We start from the raw sequence: 14045 nt of genomic DNA, 5'->3' as shown, positions 1-14045 counted from the left end.
CGCGCGGCCTCTCTCCGCCTCGAGAAATCGTACTCCATCACCAGAGAAATGCCAGCCTTCCCTTTGTCTTGCCGGGTAGGGCGGACGTAGATCCTTGTTCGTTTAGCACGATTACGAGCGATTTGCCCGGCGCGAGCTGGAACTCGGCGACCCGTTGCTGTACCGCGAGCGCCAGCTGACGCAGCTCACCGACCTTGGAAAGGAAGTCCTTCCGATGCCGGCGTGCGCACTGGCCTCGGCAGAGGCGAGTGCGTCGCAGGGCCCCAGGAGTTCCAACGCAGCTGATCTCAGCCGCCTTCCTGATGGCTTGCGCCGTGAACTTTGGCGTGGCGATGTCAACGAATACGTCGGCATTGAGCGACTTCATCTTGACCGCGTGCGAGTCGATGGTCGGCTCGGCCACCTCATAGGCGTCTTCGGCAACGATCATCGACGCAGCCTTGGCGCCGAGGCCATCCTTCAGGCGTTTGAGGTAATCCTTGCCGTAGTCGTCGTTCTGGTAGAGAACGGCGACTTGGCGTTCGGCTTTTCCTTCAAAATATACCTCGCCTAGATCCGCGCCTCGTTTTGATAGTTGGGCGACTAACCTAAAGTGCACGGGAAGTTCTGCGGATTATTCCATTTGGTCGCGCCGGTCTGCACGAACAGTTGCGGCACCTTTTTCGCGTTCATGTATTTCTGTGTGGCGGTGTTGGACGGCGTGCCAAGCGCACCGAAGATGAGGAAAACCTCTTCGCTCTCAACCAGTCTGCGCGCCCGCTCGACCGCTTTTAGTGGACTGTAACCGTCGTCATAGGAAATGAAGTTGATTTTGCGGCCGTTGATGCCGCCTTCGCAGTTGATCTCGCGAAAGTAGGCGGCCTCGGTCTTGCCTGTAGTACCGTAAGCCGACGCCGCTGTAGAGGTGATGTTGCCGATCTTGATTTCGGTGTCGGTTGCGCCGGCATCGTATTTCTTCTGGCAAATACGCTGCCTCCGCTGGCAGCAAGCATTATAATGGCGGTCGAAAACGCCGCCAATCGTCGTGCGACGAAGGACGTCTCGCTTCTCCTTATGAACCAATGAATGTGTCTATCGTTATTGTGGAGCCAGCGCTTCCAAAAGCCGACCCTGACCCTCGTTATCCAGTGGTTTCCAATGTGCTAGTTTGAAACTCGCGACCGGTTATTTCTAGGCTTGGCGCGGGGGCGCGGAACATTAGACCACGCCGCGTTCATTGTGCCACTCTGCGGCGCGGCCTGGCGGGTGAATTTGTTGAGTGAAAGCAAGGTGGAAAGCGCATGAGAGACTTGGCTGGACAGACCGCATTCGTGACAGGCGCTGCCTCGGGGATCGGACTGGGGATCGCGACCGCGCTGTCACAGGCCGGGGTGAAGGTTATGCTCTGCGATATCGAGCAAGAGGCGCTGAAAAAAGCGGTCGCGGACCTGAAGACACGGACCGACGTCGATGTCGACGGCGTGAACGCCGACGTCTCGCTCAAAGGCGAACTTCAGGCGGCAGCGGACGCGACCGTCGCCCGGTACGGCAGAATCCACATATTGGTCAACAATGCGGGCGTGGGCGGCGGCGGCACCTATGGTGAGTGGACTGATGCAGGCTGGAACTGGGTCCTCGGCGTCAACCTGATGTCGGTGATCTGGGGCTTCGAGATTTTCGGTCCGCTGATCGAAGCGCACGGCGAAGGAGGACAGGTTGTCTCCACGGCCTCCGTCGCCGGGCTGATTGCGGGACCAAGTTTGGCGTACGATGTGAGCAAATATGGAGTGGTGGCGCTGTCCGAGGGGATGCGTAACGTGCTCGCGCCGAGGAAGATTGGGGTCTCCGTTCTGTGTCCGGGCGTCATCCGCACGCAGATCATGAACTCTCGGCGCAACGTGCCGCAGCGATTTGCTTTGGCTGTCGGCCCCCCTCCGCCGACAGAAGGACCCCGCGCCAACTTCATCAAAGCATTACAGGAACGGATCAACCACGGCATTGATCCGCTGTATGTGGGCGAACTGGTTCGCGAGGCCATCGAAAACGACTGGCCCTACATTTTCACGGATACCGAGCACGAATCGTTCATCGACGACCGCTTCGCAGCGATCAAGCAGGGCTTCGACCGTATACGCGGACGAACGCCGCGACACTAGCTCTCGCATCTGCTCACAGCCTGGTGGCCCCCTGCCGACCTGAGCGCGGAGCGCCGTGGAAGTCTGTTTCCGGAAGATGAGGCGACGAAGATCATGCCAGCTGTCGAGATCAACGGTGGATCCCGGGATTGTCTGACATGCCCACCCTAATGCTGCTTGATCCCGATCAAGTCAATCGAGCCGCGGCAGCGCCGATCTGTTGAAAGACGAATACTGCATTTAGGTCTCCTTGTGCTCGTGGCGATGCCGCATGCGGGCGGCGGACGGTGGGACTTAGCGCCGATCGCCTGTCGATCCATCCTGCCCATGCCGATGGCGCGTGCTACTACTTCGTTGATGGGCCAGCGGGGCTATCAGCCGCCTGCTTTGACTCACCAGCGTTCCGTCGGCTCAAGGTGCTCCCTGGACTTGAGGTCCGCTGGCTAATCTGAGCGCCGGACCCAAGGCGCTGACGGACCGAGAGGCGCACGAACTAGCCCTCGCTGAACGTGATCCTTGGCTGGATCAGTACAGCGATAACCCCAGTCAGCAGACCAGCTGGCACATTGGGCTCGGCGACCAGCTCTTCGGCGCCACGCCCGATCGGAGGGAGATCACGACCGCGACCCATTCCAAGGGGATTCTAGTCGCGAACTGCTCAAGATTCGTCTGATACAATGGATTTCGGGCGAGTTAGCCGGCCACGGATCGCGCATTCCACGAGGAGAGACGGATGCGTTTCCCAGAACAGTTGGGAAAAATAGCCGCTCGGCAGACTGACGGTTGAGCGGAGTGTGACGGAATCGACAATCTGAGCGCCGCCCCCACGTTTATGATGCATGCGCCCTCGCGCATTCACGGGCTTCTCAGCGACGCTGGCGACGTTCGCGTCGGCGCTTCGCTCGCTCTATCGGCTGCGGCAACGCAGGCACCGGCGCGCCAGCCGTTTCTGTTGGGTCCTTCTCAATCGCAGGGTCTTGGCTTCGGTGCGCCTCCATGCGTTCGAGCACGGCTCGCCCTTTGGCAGTGACCCTCTACGCGCCATTTTGACGCTCAACGAGGCCGTCCGAAAAGATGTCCAGTCCGGGCACGCGCGCGGCCAGTCGCTTGGTGCGCTCGGCCCACTCCGGCCGCTGGTGGCGAGGATCGCCACATGCGGTTGAGGTCCGCCACCACAGCGAACCTGTCCGGGTAGCTCACCAAGATCTTCAACACCGTCACCTGCAAGTTCAACCCGCACCTCGCCCGATCAAGGCCACGTGTGTCAGGGCTTTTCGGCCGGTCTCCCGCAGCTTGTCCGGTGTCGTTCGCCGGGTCTTTGCGGCTTCGAGGATCTTGCAGACCAAACTGGGTGGCGCAGGGGATCCACAATCCCTGAAACGCAACTCTCCGCGACCGCGAAGAGACGTTCACGTGCTCCCGGCCACTATAACGCGCGGCTATCGACTTCATGGCGTGACGTCATTTCCCATACGCCGCGCGCAATCTCATGCTGACGAGTGTGAGCGGCAACTTACGTCGCCACTCCGAGACCCGAGCAAAGGGTCCACAATCAGGAGGCTACAAATGGCAGTGAAGCAGCCAGTTCTTACGCCGCCCCACGGCGGTGAGACGGTGACGTCGAGCGGGGGCTCAACGCACGAGATCAAGGTGGAGAGCAGCCAGACTGGAGGCGAATATGGCACCGTCCTGTGGACGGTGCGGGCCGGGGAGGAGCCGCCGCTGCACACCCACTCGCACGAGGACGAGCTGCTCTTCGTTGTGGAGGGGCAGCTGATCGCGCGAGTCGGCGATGCCCGCATTGAGGTGGGGCAGGGCGCCTACGCGGCTCTTCCCCGCGGTGTGCCGCATACAATAGAGGTGGTCGGCGATCAGGCCATCCTGCTGCTCAGCTTCGTGCCGGGTGGGCTGGAGCGCTTCTTGGTCCCTCGCAAAGGCGAGCAGCTCGATCCGGCTGCTTTCGGCCTGACGTTCCCCTAGGGCGGGGACCGGCCGCGCGGAGCCCGCGGCCGTGCGCCCACTCGGCCCGGCGACAGGCCGCGCGCGACCCGCGCCGGCCGAGTGCGCCAGCGGTCTCCCGGTTCAAACCAACTAGCGCGCTGAGCGGTGAAATGCGCTAATGCGCCTGGTCGTCTGCAAGAATCCCGCTGGCCGAAGAGTACACACGGGGGACCGACAAGTCGTCGCGCCGCTGGTGTCTTGCATATTCGTGGCAGCGTCGCCAAACACCCGAGAAAAAGCCGATAGCCGCCAATTGTCGGAATAGCAGAGGACGATGCAGTGGGACTGCGCCGGTTCGCATAGGCAACCGCGGAGCGCAGTTCAGGTGCCTACGGGCATCATAACGCGGGGTTATCAACTTCATGGCGCGACGTCATTTCTCATTCGTCGCGCGGAATTCCATGCTTGGCCGGAACCTTTGTTATCCATCGCACACCGGCTTAGCGTGTTGACGCCCGCTTTTGAAGCATTCCAAATTAGCGGGACGGGAATCTCTTTGGATCGAGTGCTGTAATCCGCTAATCAATGCAGCCGAATAGGCTAGGGCCGACGGAATGCGCCAAACAATTGGACGTGTACGGCATTCGAGCGCGCTAATGGGCGCGTTCATTGTGCTGATTGGTCTCAGCGGATTTGCGCGCGCTGGCGGCCCCGCCAGCTCGGATGCAAGCTCATGGCGCGAGATCGAGACAAAATACATTTTCGGATTTACCACCGGCTCAGGTATCGGGATTGAAGGCGAAAAGGAGTTCACGACCGACACGATCGGCCGGTTTGGCAAGCGCGGCGGACGCTACAGTGCGACGGAGACGAAGTACGAGTTCGAATTCACCCCGTCTCAATTCGTGCAAATCGAATTTGGGGCGCTTGGATCGACCCATGACATCCGGAATGCTACTGATCTCGACGACCGTCGCCAAGTTGCGTTCAGCGGCGGGTTTGGTGAATTCCGCTACCTTGCGCTTGAGCGGACGTCGAACAACCCGCTGTCGGTGACGCTTGCATTCGAACCGACGGTTCGGCTAGTCGATGAGACAAGTGGTGAGCGGGTTCACAACTACGAATTCGAGACCACTCTCAATGCTGACCTCGAGCTGGTCAGAAACCGGCTCTTCGCCGGCTTCAATCTCCTGTATGAGCCTGAATACACCCACACCCTGCTTGACGAGACCATCCGGGAAACGAAGCTCGGCGGCTCCGCCGCGCTGTCGTTCCGCCTCTCGCCGAACGTCCTCATCGGAGCGGAAGTCTGGTATCTGCGTCATTATGACGACTTCGCGCTCTCGGCCTTTACGGGTGATGCCGTGATGCTCGGTCCGACGCTCTTCGTCCGGTTTACGCCAAAGATGTTCATGACAGCGGCGTGGAATACGCAAGTATGGGGTCGCGAAGTCAGCAGTCCGTTCTCGCTCAATCTTGCCGAATTCCAGCGGAATCGCGCCAAACTCAAATTCGCCATCGAGTTCTAATTCCCTCAAATCCAGGGCTCAGAATGTACGTTTTGACCATGAGCAGGAAGCTGGTCTTCGCAACGCTCTGTACGGCTATGCTGCCGTTCTCTACAGCATCGGCGCAGCAGGCGACCGAAATCCAGATCTCCTACTCCAACGGGCAGTTTCAGCCCCGCGAGGTGCGTGCCCCAGCAGACAAGCCTGTCCTATTCCGGATCAGGAATCTCGAGGGCAAGGCGATGGAGTTTGAAAGCACCTCACTAAGAGTGGAAAAGGTCGTAGCCGCCAAAAGCCAAGGTGTTATCAACGTCCGCCCTCTGAAGCCAGGACGCTATGAGTTCTACGACGATTTTAACGAGAGCGCGCGTGGCGTTCTTGTCGTCGAATAGGCCCACGTCTCGTGCTCGCCGCGCTCATAATCGTTTTCCGCGAGGTTTTCGAGGCTGGCCTCATCGTCGGCATCGTGCTCGCGGTCACGCGTGATGTCGTCCACCGCGGTCGCTGGATTGTCGGCGGCGTGCTAGCGGGAATCGGGGGAGCTTGTCTTGTCGCGGCATTTGCTGGCGGCTTATCGCAGCTGTTCGCAGGCATGGGACAGGAACTGTTCAACGCCGCCATCCTCGGAATCGCCGTCGTGATGCTGACCTGGCACAATGTGTGGATGGCGAGCCATGGCCGCGAGATTGCCCTCGAAATGCGCGCGGTTGGCCACGCGGTGGCCGAGGGCAGCAAGCCGCTAGGGGCACTGGCGGTTGTGGTCGGCGTCGCGGTGCTGCGCGAAGGCAGCGAGGTCGCGCTGTTTCTCTATGGGGTCGGGACCTCCGAAGGCGGCTCGGCCCTGGGCCTTACCTTCGGCGGCTGCCTCGGCCTGTTGCTCGGGGTCGCGGTTTGCCTGCTGACCTATTTGGGCCTGGTGCGGATTCCACCGCGCGCGTTGTTCGCAACGACGACTGTTTTGATCACCCTCCTGGCGGCGGGTTTGGCGGCGCAGGCCGTCGCCTTCCTGGAGCGGGCGAACTGGCTAACGTCGCTCGACAGCGTCGTGTGGGACTCGGGCTGGTTCTTATCCGAAGCCAGCATTCCTGGCCGCGCCTTGCACACGCTGATCGGCTATAGTGATCAACCGACGCAAATGCAGCTCATCGTCTACCTTGTAGTTATCGCGGTTACTGGTCTTCTGATGCGGCTGACCTCGCGGGTGCGCGGTGAGAACGCTATCGCACCAGCCTAATGAACGTGAGATGGGTTCAGGGCCCGGCGCTTACAATGTAGCTTCGCGCGCGGATAACTGGAAGTTAACGTCTTTCTGGAGGCCGCAACGGCTACATAGGCGCGTGGATGACGTTTACCCAGCCACCCACGACATTCCATGAAGCGGGCGAGGGAAGTTCTGGAAGGTCCAAGGAGTTACTCTTCAACGTGGCAAGCTGAGCCGAGTTGAAGCCCGGCATAGTCGCACCGCTGGTTCCCCTTTTCCGCTCGGGCCCTCGCCGGTGTATCAGGAACCTCAATCTGCAACAGGACGGTTCGTGCCCCAGTCTCCGACCAAGCCTTTCAGCGACGTGCTCTCCGGCGAGCGACAGGCGATCCCGCCGGTCTGGATGATGCGGCAGGCCGGCCGTTACTTGCCCGAATATCGCGAGGTGCGCGCCAAGGCCGGCGGATTCCTCGATCTCTGCTTCAACCCGGAGCTTGCCGCCGAGGTAACGCTGCAACCGATCCGGAGGTTCGGCTTCGATGCGGCGATCATCTTCTCCGACATCCTGGTGATCCCCTATGCGCTCGGACGTTCCGTGCGCTTCGAGGTCGGCGAGGGTCCGCGGCTCGAGCCGCTGGATGATCCCGCCAAGGTCGCGACACTGGCGAAGCAAGCCGATTTCGGCAAGCTCGCGCCGGTGTTCGAGGCCCTCAAAATCGTGCGCGGTGCGCTCGATCCCAAGATCGCGCTGATCGGCTTCTGCGGCGCGCCGTGGACGGTGGCGACCTACATGGTCGCCGGCCAGGGCACGCCCGACCAGGCGCCGGCGCGGATGATGGCCTACCGGCATCCGGAGGCGTTCGCCGAGATCATCGACGTGCTGGTCGAGAACTCGATCGAATATCTGCTGGCGCAGCTTGCGGCCGGCGCCAACGCCTTGCAGATCTTCGACACCTGGGCCGGCGTGCTGCCACCCGCCGAGTTCGCGCGCTGGTCGGTCGAACCGACCCGGCGCATCATCGAAGGCGTGCGCGCCAAGGTGCCGGACGCGAAGATCATCGGCTTTCCGCGCGGCGCCGGCGCGCAACTGCCCGGTTTCGTCGAGGCGACCGGTGTCAACGCGGTCAGCATCGACTGGGCCGCGGAGCCGGCCTTCATCCGCGAGCGCGTGCAGAGCAAGGTCGCGGTTCAAGGCAATCTCGATCCGCTGGTGCTGATCACAGGCGGCGCCGCGCTCGACCGCGCGGTCGACAACACGCTGGCGAATTTCGCGCAAGGACGGTTCATCTTCAATCTCGGCCACGGCATCCAGCCGGAGACGCCGATCGCCCATGTCGAGCAGATGCTGAAGCGGGTGCGGGGCTGAAGAGCGATTCTTCCTTGCGGCGCATCCTTCGAGACGCTCGCTTAAGGCGGGCTCCTCAGATGAGGACTTACTTTGCGACTGACGAGCGCCGCCTTACGCCGCGTCTTGAACCATGACGCCATGGAAACCGACTGCCTTCACTGAAAAAAACGCGAAAACAACGCCATGCAAGATAGAAATCATCGAAGGATTTCGTCTGGCATGGCCCTAAGTCCCACAGTGACCAATGAACTCGCCGCGAGCGTAACCGCAACAATTGTGTGTAACTAACAAGCTCCGCTGAGCTCGGCGGTTATTTCGATCAACGTTCCGCACCGCTCGATTCAAGGTGCTCAAGGATATTCTCGAGCGCATGCGCGCTTCCGACCGGAACTCTTTTCGTGCTCGGATGCTTCGAGCGACCCGCCACGCTCTAGGCGATGTGCGTTCCACCGCTGACAAGCGCCCCGCGGGATAGAACGCGCCGCTGCGGCCGGTTGGTGGCCCAGCTCGCAGTCGAACTGTAAACCAACGGGTTGCTACGAGCGCGCCGCCGAACTCGCTGTCCACCTGACTGAGATCGGGAGCCGAACAAACCTCCTTCCGGCCGTCGCAGTTTTTCAGCGCAATCGATCAAAGTGGAGCTGTCGACTTAGAGACGAACACCATACACCTTCGTATCGTTCCGTGCCCACTTTTTGGTGCCCGATGATTACCTATGTCCGATTGAGCTGCTGGCCCCGATGGTCTTAGGCTGCATCTGTTGGAACGCACACGAGTTTATGAAGTGCGATGAGGAAAAACGAGGATCGAGGAACAACTGTACTAAAACCAGAAGGAGACTGCGATGCCCTATTGCTCCGAAACTCCTAAGTCTGGCAGAGCCGCGCGATGCGCAGTTTGTGACGGCAAGTTTGGTCTCGTCCGGCACTATTCGTGGCGAACCGGGCTATGTTCCAAGAAATGCGTCGATCGCTTCAGAGCTCGCAGGGAACGTGACCTCGATTGGGTAAGCTGGCTCCCGATCGCCTTCAACCAACTGCCAGAGAAACGGCCGGGCTCATCATGACGCTCCGGAGCTCGCAACGCGGCACTGTGTATTTGGAAGCAGGGCGGACTTTGCTCCGCACGGCTCAAGCGGTGATTGACTCAGTGATTGCGGCCCGGCTCAAGTCCCTTGCCGACGACTACCAGTCGCAGGATGAGAACGTTCGCATCTTGATCAACCCAACGGCATCGGCTCGATCGGTTGCCAAGAACTGAGATGAGTGGCGTGCATGACCTGACGGGCTGCTTCATCGCTCGTCTTCGGAAGAAATCGAAGCGATCTTTCGAACGTCCGGCGCGCGACCCCGGTCACGAGCAGTTTTATTGAACCGCCCGCACGGCTTCAAAGTTGGAGCTCAGATGGTACATCTGAATGAAATGATTATGGTCATATCATAGCGAAGCTGGTTCACGAGGCAGCTTTTCGGAGCGAATATGGGCGAAGTCATTCGGTTTGTCCCAAAATCTGAGCGCGAGCGAGTTCGCCTAATTCGAGAGGCTCGCGCGATCCACGACAGTATCTTCCCGCCGGAGCAGCAGGACAAGGCACTGACAAGTCACGAAGTGGGCGGCACCACCGGTGACGAGGGCGAGTTCTCATGATCAAAATCATCGCCGTCCTCTGCAGTCTTTCCTCTCCGGCGAATTGCCACGAGCAAATTGTCACCAACTCGGACTTCGCCGAGGTCTCGATGCAGTCCTGCCTGATGGGCGCGCCGCAGCTCGCCGACTGGATGAACCAGCATCCGGCCGAGCGTTTGGCCGCATGGCGCTGCGTAATTGGAAGACAGGATGGCAGGGGCGCTTAGATTAGAAGGCGGCGTTCGCTGGTCGTCCTCCGAGACTCCGGCGAACATGCTATCCGTCAATGCAGGAGCGAAGACAACTACGCTGTGCGCTTATCACTCCAGTTGTGAGCACGACGGAACGAAGCTAATCGGCGGTTCTTTTTTACGACCTCCCCTCCAATCTCCGCGGCCCTGGCGATGATCATCTCCCGCTTGCAGTCTGGGTTTAATAGCACCGGAGGCTCAGACGCCCCATTTTGGGCCCCTGGGCAATGGGTCGGAGGTAAAGTTGATCGCCGGGGCAACCGGCCGGCTTACCACCGCCCAAATCTCTGGCTAGACGCCGCGACAGTTCACCAACCGTGTGGCGGGATCGGAGCGAGATGATCGGCTTGCGCAGCAATTCCTCTCGCCACGGCGCCGGGGCCAAAGTCCTGCATTGGCTGACCGTCATGCTAGTTCTCGCCGCTTATGTGCTGAGCACCGGCGACGGCTATTCGCTCTATTCCGCGGCCGCGGACGGGCTTCGCAGGGTTCATGAGGCGCTTGGGGTCGTCCTATTCATTGTTGTCGTGCTGCGGCTGCTATGGCGCTTGATCGAGACTACGCCCGCGAAGCAGCCGATGCTGCCATGGATGGCTGCGGCCGCAAAGCTCGTTCACTTCGCGCTTTATGCGCTCCTCATCGCGATTCCGGCAACCGCGGTGCTCGGCACTTGGCTGGAGGGGATTCCCGTCACCCTTCCCGGATTCGACATCGCCCCCCTGATCGCGAAGGCGCATGGACTGGGGCAGCTGATCATGGAAATACACACCATCCTCGGCAACGCCATCCTCTGGATTGCCGCTGTGCATACAGCCGCGGCTCTCTTCCACCACTTCTATCTGCGCGACGACGTTCTTCAATCGATGACTCCGGGCGCATGAATGATTATCTTGCCGCTTAGCTCAAGCCATGGCCGCGCAAGTAGAGAGATCATTTTGAAAACCCTACCGCCCGCAGCTAGATCGACAGCGAACGCGTTTGACCGAACCTACCACGGTCGCACGAGCAGTGACGCGTGCTGCGGGTGTGGACGCGGCTAATAATGTCAAACGGTCGCGCGATCTTTTCGGAGCGACAGGAGGGCGCCGACTCGGCCGTCACTCTGGTCTTGAGGACTAAATCGGCTTCGAATTGTAAGGGCAGGGCTGTTGTCTACGGTCCTGGGCGCTGGGTCAGAGCTCAGCGCTGGCGCGCATAACAGGCCGTCGTCCAGCGGCTTTGATCGGCGACGGAAAATTTTCTGAGCCAGACCCGACAGCAGATCGTTCCGTGACCTGCAATATTCAAGCTATAATGACAATCAGGCGAGGCTTCGAGTCAACGTGATCGTCAATCGCGATCTGGTGATCGAACCCTAGCAGTGACGGAGAGCAAAATGAACCTCGACGCCGAAGAGAGCTGAGCCGGTGACAATGAGGGTAAAACGCTTCGGCTGCCGTTTACTGTGATCTAAGAAAAGTGCCGAACTGCCAAAGTGCGAGGGCCCTCATACCTTGATCTGAAACTCGCTCGTTGCTCCGATGCCGGCCCGATTTACGGCGGTTCATCGGTCGCTTCGACGAGCGCGAAGGCAGACTCGAAACGGAGATGCATAGCCTCCGACGTGAGGAAAATTCACAAAGAGCCGCAACCTGAACTCCTGGAACATCTTCTGGGCGGAAAGGCCTCGACCCACCACGACGATCGGCCACGCTTGAGCCGGCCGCCTTTCCGGAGGAGGCGCTCGGGCGACGGGGTTGTGGTCGATGCATGCCTTCACGTGGCTGAATCGCTCGACGCTTAGCAAGCCGGCGCTGATGTCGCATCCCGGGACTTGCATTCAAACGCGGCGCAAGGTTTGCTGCACAGCGCGGGAGGCTTCATGCCTAACCCGCTGTGCGCGTGTGCAATCCCTGACGCCTTACGACCGGCTCTTCAGGCGCGTCAAAGATTGACGTCGTGAGCAGGACAGCGGCAGCGAGGATCCAGTAATACGACGCGTCGAGCCAACCGAATTTGAGGGCAAAGGGTAGGATCACAAACACCACCCCAAGGGCGCGATCGAGCCGAAGGTGCAGCCAGTAGGGGATGATACGGACGAGACCGGTGGGATGGTCGGTTGCAGCGGCCAAGAGCAGCGCGGCAACACCTACGACAACGGAAAGCCACATCGCGAGTGGTTCGCTCTGGCCCAGGTTCAGCACGAATGGCGCTGCGATCAGGACGATCGCGGCGGGATAGTCGATCAGGTAAGCGTGGACAGATTTGGTTATGAAGCGGAACGACATCAGTGACTCCTACGTGCTTTGCTGCTCGTGCCGCCGTATGCCAGCAAGCACTCTGCACAATCGTCAAGGGTCAGCCCGTTAGACACACAGGAAACCTATGACAGTACGCCAAGCATTAGAAGTGCCTGGTCGTTATGGTTTCCATTCCACTCGCTCGGGGCACGCCGCCAGAGGCGTTCAGTTCGTGTGTCCGATGCCCACGAGGGCATGAAGGCCACCGTCGCAAATCTGCTTAAATCCGGCTGGCAGCGCTGCTGTTTCGACTTCATGCGCGATGCATTGGCGCATGCCGCAAGACCGGACGGCGCGTCGTCTCCACCTTCCAAACTGTTTGCCCGGGACGATGCCGAGGCTGCCAAGATGCAGTGGCGCGAGGTCGCCGATCAGTTCCGCCACAAGCTGCCGAAGCTTGCGCCTTTTCGAGGCGGCGGAGACCGACGTGCTCGCCTACACGACCTCCCGCCGCAGCACCGGACCAAGCTGCACTCCACCAACCCGATTGAGGCCTCAACGGCGTGATCAAGCGGCGCACCGAGGTGGCCGGCATCTTCCCCAACGAGAACGCCGTCGTTCGCCTCATCGGCGCGATCCTGCTCGAACAAAACGAAGAATGGGCGGTTCACTGTGCCCGTTATGACAATGGAAGCAGTCGCCGTTGCGCGATGATTCGAGCGTCAGCCTCACGGCTCTCGCCAGCTGACCTGCCCGGCTCTCGCCGGAAACGCGGTGATCCGCCGCCAGCTAAACCACACCACGGGACGCAATGGGCACATTGCGTTGCGCGGCATCGTAGCGGATCGTATTTCCACTTCGAAGGGCTCGCCGTGCTGGATAGGGATGCCGGGACCACACCAATCGATTTGCAGCACGGGTTTCGATCAACATTAAAGAAGGTGTGTGGGGTCTCCAACGGGGGTTATTGCTTCCAAACTGCTGCGCATCGCCGAATAACCGCTCAAACAGCGGCCACAGTGCCGGATGTTGAGCCGCGAATCGTTGATCTCGAACGCGAGCATCTACGGCACCACAGCGCCACTCTTGCATCTTGAGCGCCTGCTGGCGTAGCCCGCGCGACAGTCTGTCATCCCGCCGATCGCGGCAGTTCGAGCTCCGCAAGTAGCTTGCCCCCCAGCACAGAACATCGAGCATAGTCTGTCATTGGGTTTGCTCTTTTGACCCGGTAAGACGAACCGATCCCCGCCTGCGGGTCCGCATGTTGAGGTTCGCTCTCTGGGCGGCGCTCACCTCGGGCGCGTTGAGAGCTGAGGTCGTCAGCAAGACTGCTGCGGCGAAAACCCAGAAATAGCCGGCGTCTGGCCCAGTGACATGGAAAGCGGAGGGGGCATTGATGGAGATCACACCCAATGCGCGGTCCACCCATTGTAGCGAGGCACGGAGGACTCGGACGAGCGCCGTCGAGTGGTCCGTGAATGCCGACAGCAGCAGTGAGACGCGGGTCACCACCGAAAGCCACAGCGCGACGGGACTGCTCTTGCCTAGCTTGAGCAGGAATGGCGCAACAATTAAAACGACGGCGACAGGACAGTCGATTAGGTACGTGCGGATAGATTTTGTGATGAAGCGGAATGACATGGCGGAACTCCTGCATGCTGGGCTGCTAGATCGAGTTGTCGGGACATCGAAAATAGGGGCTTGTGATCTGGGCGACCCGTGCTGCCACCAAATATCGATAAGGCGTATAAAGAGCGTATTCCCGTCCGCGCGAGGTTAGAAATGTCGGATCGTTATCGTTTTCATTATCTCCAGCCGCCCGCTCTAAAGCTTTCAG

The 14045-nt window shown here is 60.2% G+C and carries 13 protein-coding genes and 2 pseudogenes; 10 read left to right on the top strand and 5 right to left on the bottom strand.

Translation table 11 applies throughout. The annotated features are described in order from the left end of the window. Positions 1–37: 37 nt before the first annotated feature. The gene (locus BRA1253DRAFT_RS45805) at positions 38–598 is read right to left on the bottom strand and encodes an ABC transporter substrate-binding protein (RefSeq protein WP_256375784.1); all 561 of its coding nucleotides are present in this window, start codon (positions 596–598) and stop codon (positions 38–40) included. Continuing rightward, positions 583–1062 (bottom strand): ABC transporter substrate-binding protein, encoded by a 480-nt coding sequence (locus tag BRA1253DRAFT_RS45800; RefSeq protein WP_256375783.1) that lies wholly within the window; start codon positions 1060–1062, stop codon positions 583–585. The genes BRA1253DRAFT_RS45805 and BRA1253DRAFT_RS45800 overlap by 16 nt, the downstream gene beginning before the upstream one ends. A 218-nt stretch (positions 1063–1280) precedes the next feature. Here BRA1253DRAFT_RS45800 and BRA1253DRAFT_RS01415 point away from each other — a divergent pair, with 218 nt between their 5' ends. Next, on the top strand, positions 1281–2135 hold the full coding sequence (locus BRA1253DRAFT_RS01415; RefSeq protein ID WP_009859414.1) for an SDR family NAD(P)-dependent oxidoreductase: 855 nt from the start codon (positions 1281–1283) through the stop codon (positions 2133–2135). Between the two features lie 845 nt (positions 2136–2980). Here the strand turns inward: BRA1253DRAFT_RS01415 and BRA1253DRAFT_RS45000 are convergent. After that, positions 2981–3347 (bottom strand): annotated as a pseudogene (locus BRA1253DRAFT_RS45000) (hypothetical protein). Between the two features lie 333 nt (positions 3348–3680). Here BRA1253DRAFT_RS45000 and BRA1253DRAFT_RS01405 point away from each other — a divergent pair. The 8 genes from BRA1253DRAFT_RS01405 to BRA1253DRAFT_RS01370 all read left to right on the top strand — a co-directional run bounded on the left by BRA1253DRAFT_RS01405 (position 3681) and on the right by BRA1253DRAFT_RS01370 (position 10870). Beyond that, the gene (locus tag BRA1253DRAFT_RS01405) at positions 3681–4094 is read left to right on the top strand and encodes a cupin domain-containing protein (RefSeq protein WP_009859413.1); all 414 of its coding nucleotides are present in this window, start codon (positions 3681–3683) and stop codon (positions 4092–4094) included. A 617-nt stretch (positions 4095–4711) separates the two neighbouring features. Further along, positions 4712–5584: a hypothetical protein gene (locus BRA1253DRAFT_RS01400; protein WP_009859412.1), complete on the top strand. Its 873-nt coding sequence runs from the start codon at positions 4712–4714 to the stop codon at positions 5582–5584. A 38-nt stretch (positions 5585–5622) separates the two neighbouring features. After that, complete coding sequence (locus BRA1253DRAFT_RS01395; protein ID WP_157158512.1) at positions 5623–5955, top strand: cupredoxin domain-containing protein; 333 nt, start codon at positions 5623–5625, stop codon at positions 5953–5955. An 11-nt stretch (positions 5956–5966) separates the two neighbouring features. Beyond that, entirely contained in the window at positions 5967–6797 is an 831-nt protein-coding gene (locus BRA1253DRAFT_RS01390; RefSeq protein WP_009859410.1) for an FTR1 family protein, read from the top strand. 298 nt (positions 6798–7095) lie between these two features. Beyond that, entirely contained in the window at positions 7096–8130 is a 1035-nt protein-coding gene (hemE, locus tag BRA1253DRAFT_RS01385) for a uroporphyrinogen decarboxylase (protein WP_009859409.1), read from the top strand. A 1461-nt stretch (positions 8131–9591) separates the two neighbouring features. Then, positions 9592–9759, top strand: coding sequence for a hypothetical protein (locus BRA1253DRAFT_RS44205; RefSeq protein WP_009859406.1), 168 nt, complete (start codon positions 9592–9594; stop codon positions 9757–9759). Beyond that, positions 9756–9965, top strand: a complete 210-nt coding sequence (locus BRA1253DRAFT_RS01375; protein ID WP_009859405.1) for a hypothetical protein — start codon at positions 9756–9758, stop codon at positions 9963–9965. Before BRA1253DRAFT_RS44205 ends, BRA1253DRAFT_RS01375 begins: the two co-directional genes overlap by 4 nt. Before the next feature lie 362 nt (positions 9966–10327). Beyond that, on the top strand, positions 10328–10870 hold the full coding sequence (locus BRA1253DRAFT_RS01370; protein ID WP_009859404.1) for a cytochrome b: 543 nt from the start codon (positions 10328–10330) through the stop codon (positions 10868–10870). Between the two features lie 984 nt (positions 10871–11854). On the opposite strand, the gene BRA1253DRAFT_RS01365 is transcribed toward BRA1253DRAFT_RS01370, so the two are convergent. Then, positions 11855–12256 carry a hypothetical protein gene (locus BRA1253DRAFT_RS01365; protein WP_009859403.1) on the bottom strand — a complete coding sequence of 134 codons (402 nt, stop codon included), beginning with the start codon at positions 12254–12256 and terminating at the stop codon, positions 11855–11857. 207 nt (positions 12257–12463) lie between these two features. On the opposite strand from BRA1253DRAFT_RS01365, the pseudogene BRA1253DRAFT_RS46085 reads away from it, so the two are divergent. Further along, positions 12464–13305, top strand: a pseudogene (locus BRA1253DRAFT_RS46085) (transposase). Positions 13306–13411: 106 nt separating this feature from the next. Here BRA1253DRAFT_RS46085 and BRA1253DRAFT_RS01355 read toward each other — a convergent pair. Then, complete coding sequence (locus BRA1253DRAFT_RS01355; protein ID WP_009859402.1) at positions 13412–13849, bottom strand: hypothetical protein; 438 nt, start codon at positions 13847–13849, stop codon at positions 13412–13414. Between the last annotated feature and the right edge of the window lie 196 nt (positions 13850–14045).

The sequence above is a fragment of the Bradyrhizobium sp. WSM1253 genome, from assembly GCF_000244935.1.
GTDB lineage: Bacteria > Pseudomonadota > Alphaproteobacteria > Rhizobiales > Xanthobacteraceae > Bradyrhizobium > Bradyrhizobium canariense.
This window is presented reverse-complemented; position numbering and strand designations above follow the sequence as displayed.

What these genes read in the sequence shown, in the direction of transcription:
- BRA1253DRAFT_RS01415 (WP_009859414.1), top strand. Translation starts at nt 1,281, where the DNA reads ATGAGAGACTTGGCTGGACAGACCGCATTCGTGACAGGCGCTGCCTCG.
- BRA1253DRAFT_RS01405 (WP_009859413.1), top strand. Translation starts at nt 3,681, where the DNA reads ATGGCAGTGAAGCAGCCAGTTCTTACGCCGCCCCACGGCGGTGAGACG.
- BRA1253DRAFT_RS01400 (WP_009859412.1), top strand. Translation starts at nt 4,712, where the DNA reads ATGGGCGCGTTCATTGTGCTGATTGGTCTCAGCGGATTTGCGCGCGCT.
- BRA1253DRAFT_RS01395 (WP_157158512.1), top strand. Translation starts at nt 5,623, where the DNA reads ATGAGCAGGAAGCTGGTCTTCGCAACGCTCTGTACGGCTATGCTGCCG.
- BRA1253DRAFT_RS44205 (WP_009859406.1), top strand. Translation starts at nt 9,592, where the DNA reads ATGGGCGAAGTCATTCGGTTTGTCCCAAAATCTGAGCGCGAGCGAGTT.
- BRA1253DRAFT_RS01375 (WP_009859405.1), top strand. Translation starts at nt 9,756, where the DNA reads ATGATCAAAATCATCGCCGTCCTCTGCAGTCTTTCCTCTCCGGCGAAT.
- BRA1253DRAFT_RS01370 (WP_009859404.1), top strand. Translation starts at nt 10,328, where the DNA reads ATGATCGGCTTGCGCAGCAATTCCTCTCGCCACGGCGCCGGGGCCAAA.
- BRA1253DRAFT_RS01365 (WP_009859403.1), bottom strand. Translation starts at nt 12,256, where the DNA reads ATGTCGTTCCGCTTCATAACCAAATCTGTCCACGCTTACCTGATCGAC.
- BRA1253DRAFT_RS01355 (WP_009859402.1), bottom strand. Translation starts at nt 13,849, where the DNA reads ATGTCATTCCGCTTCATCACAAAATCTATCCGCACGTACCTAATCGAC.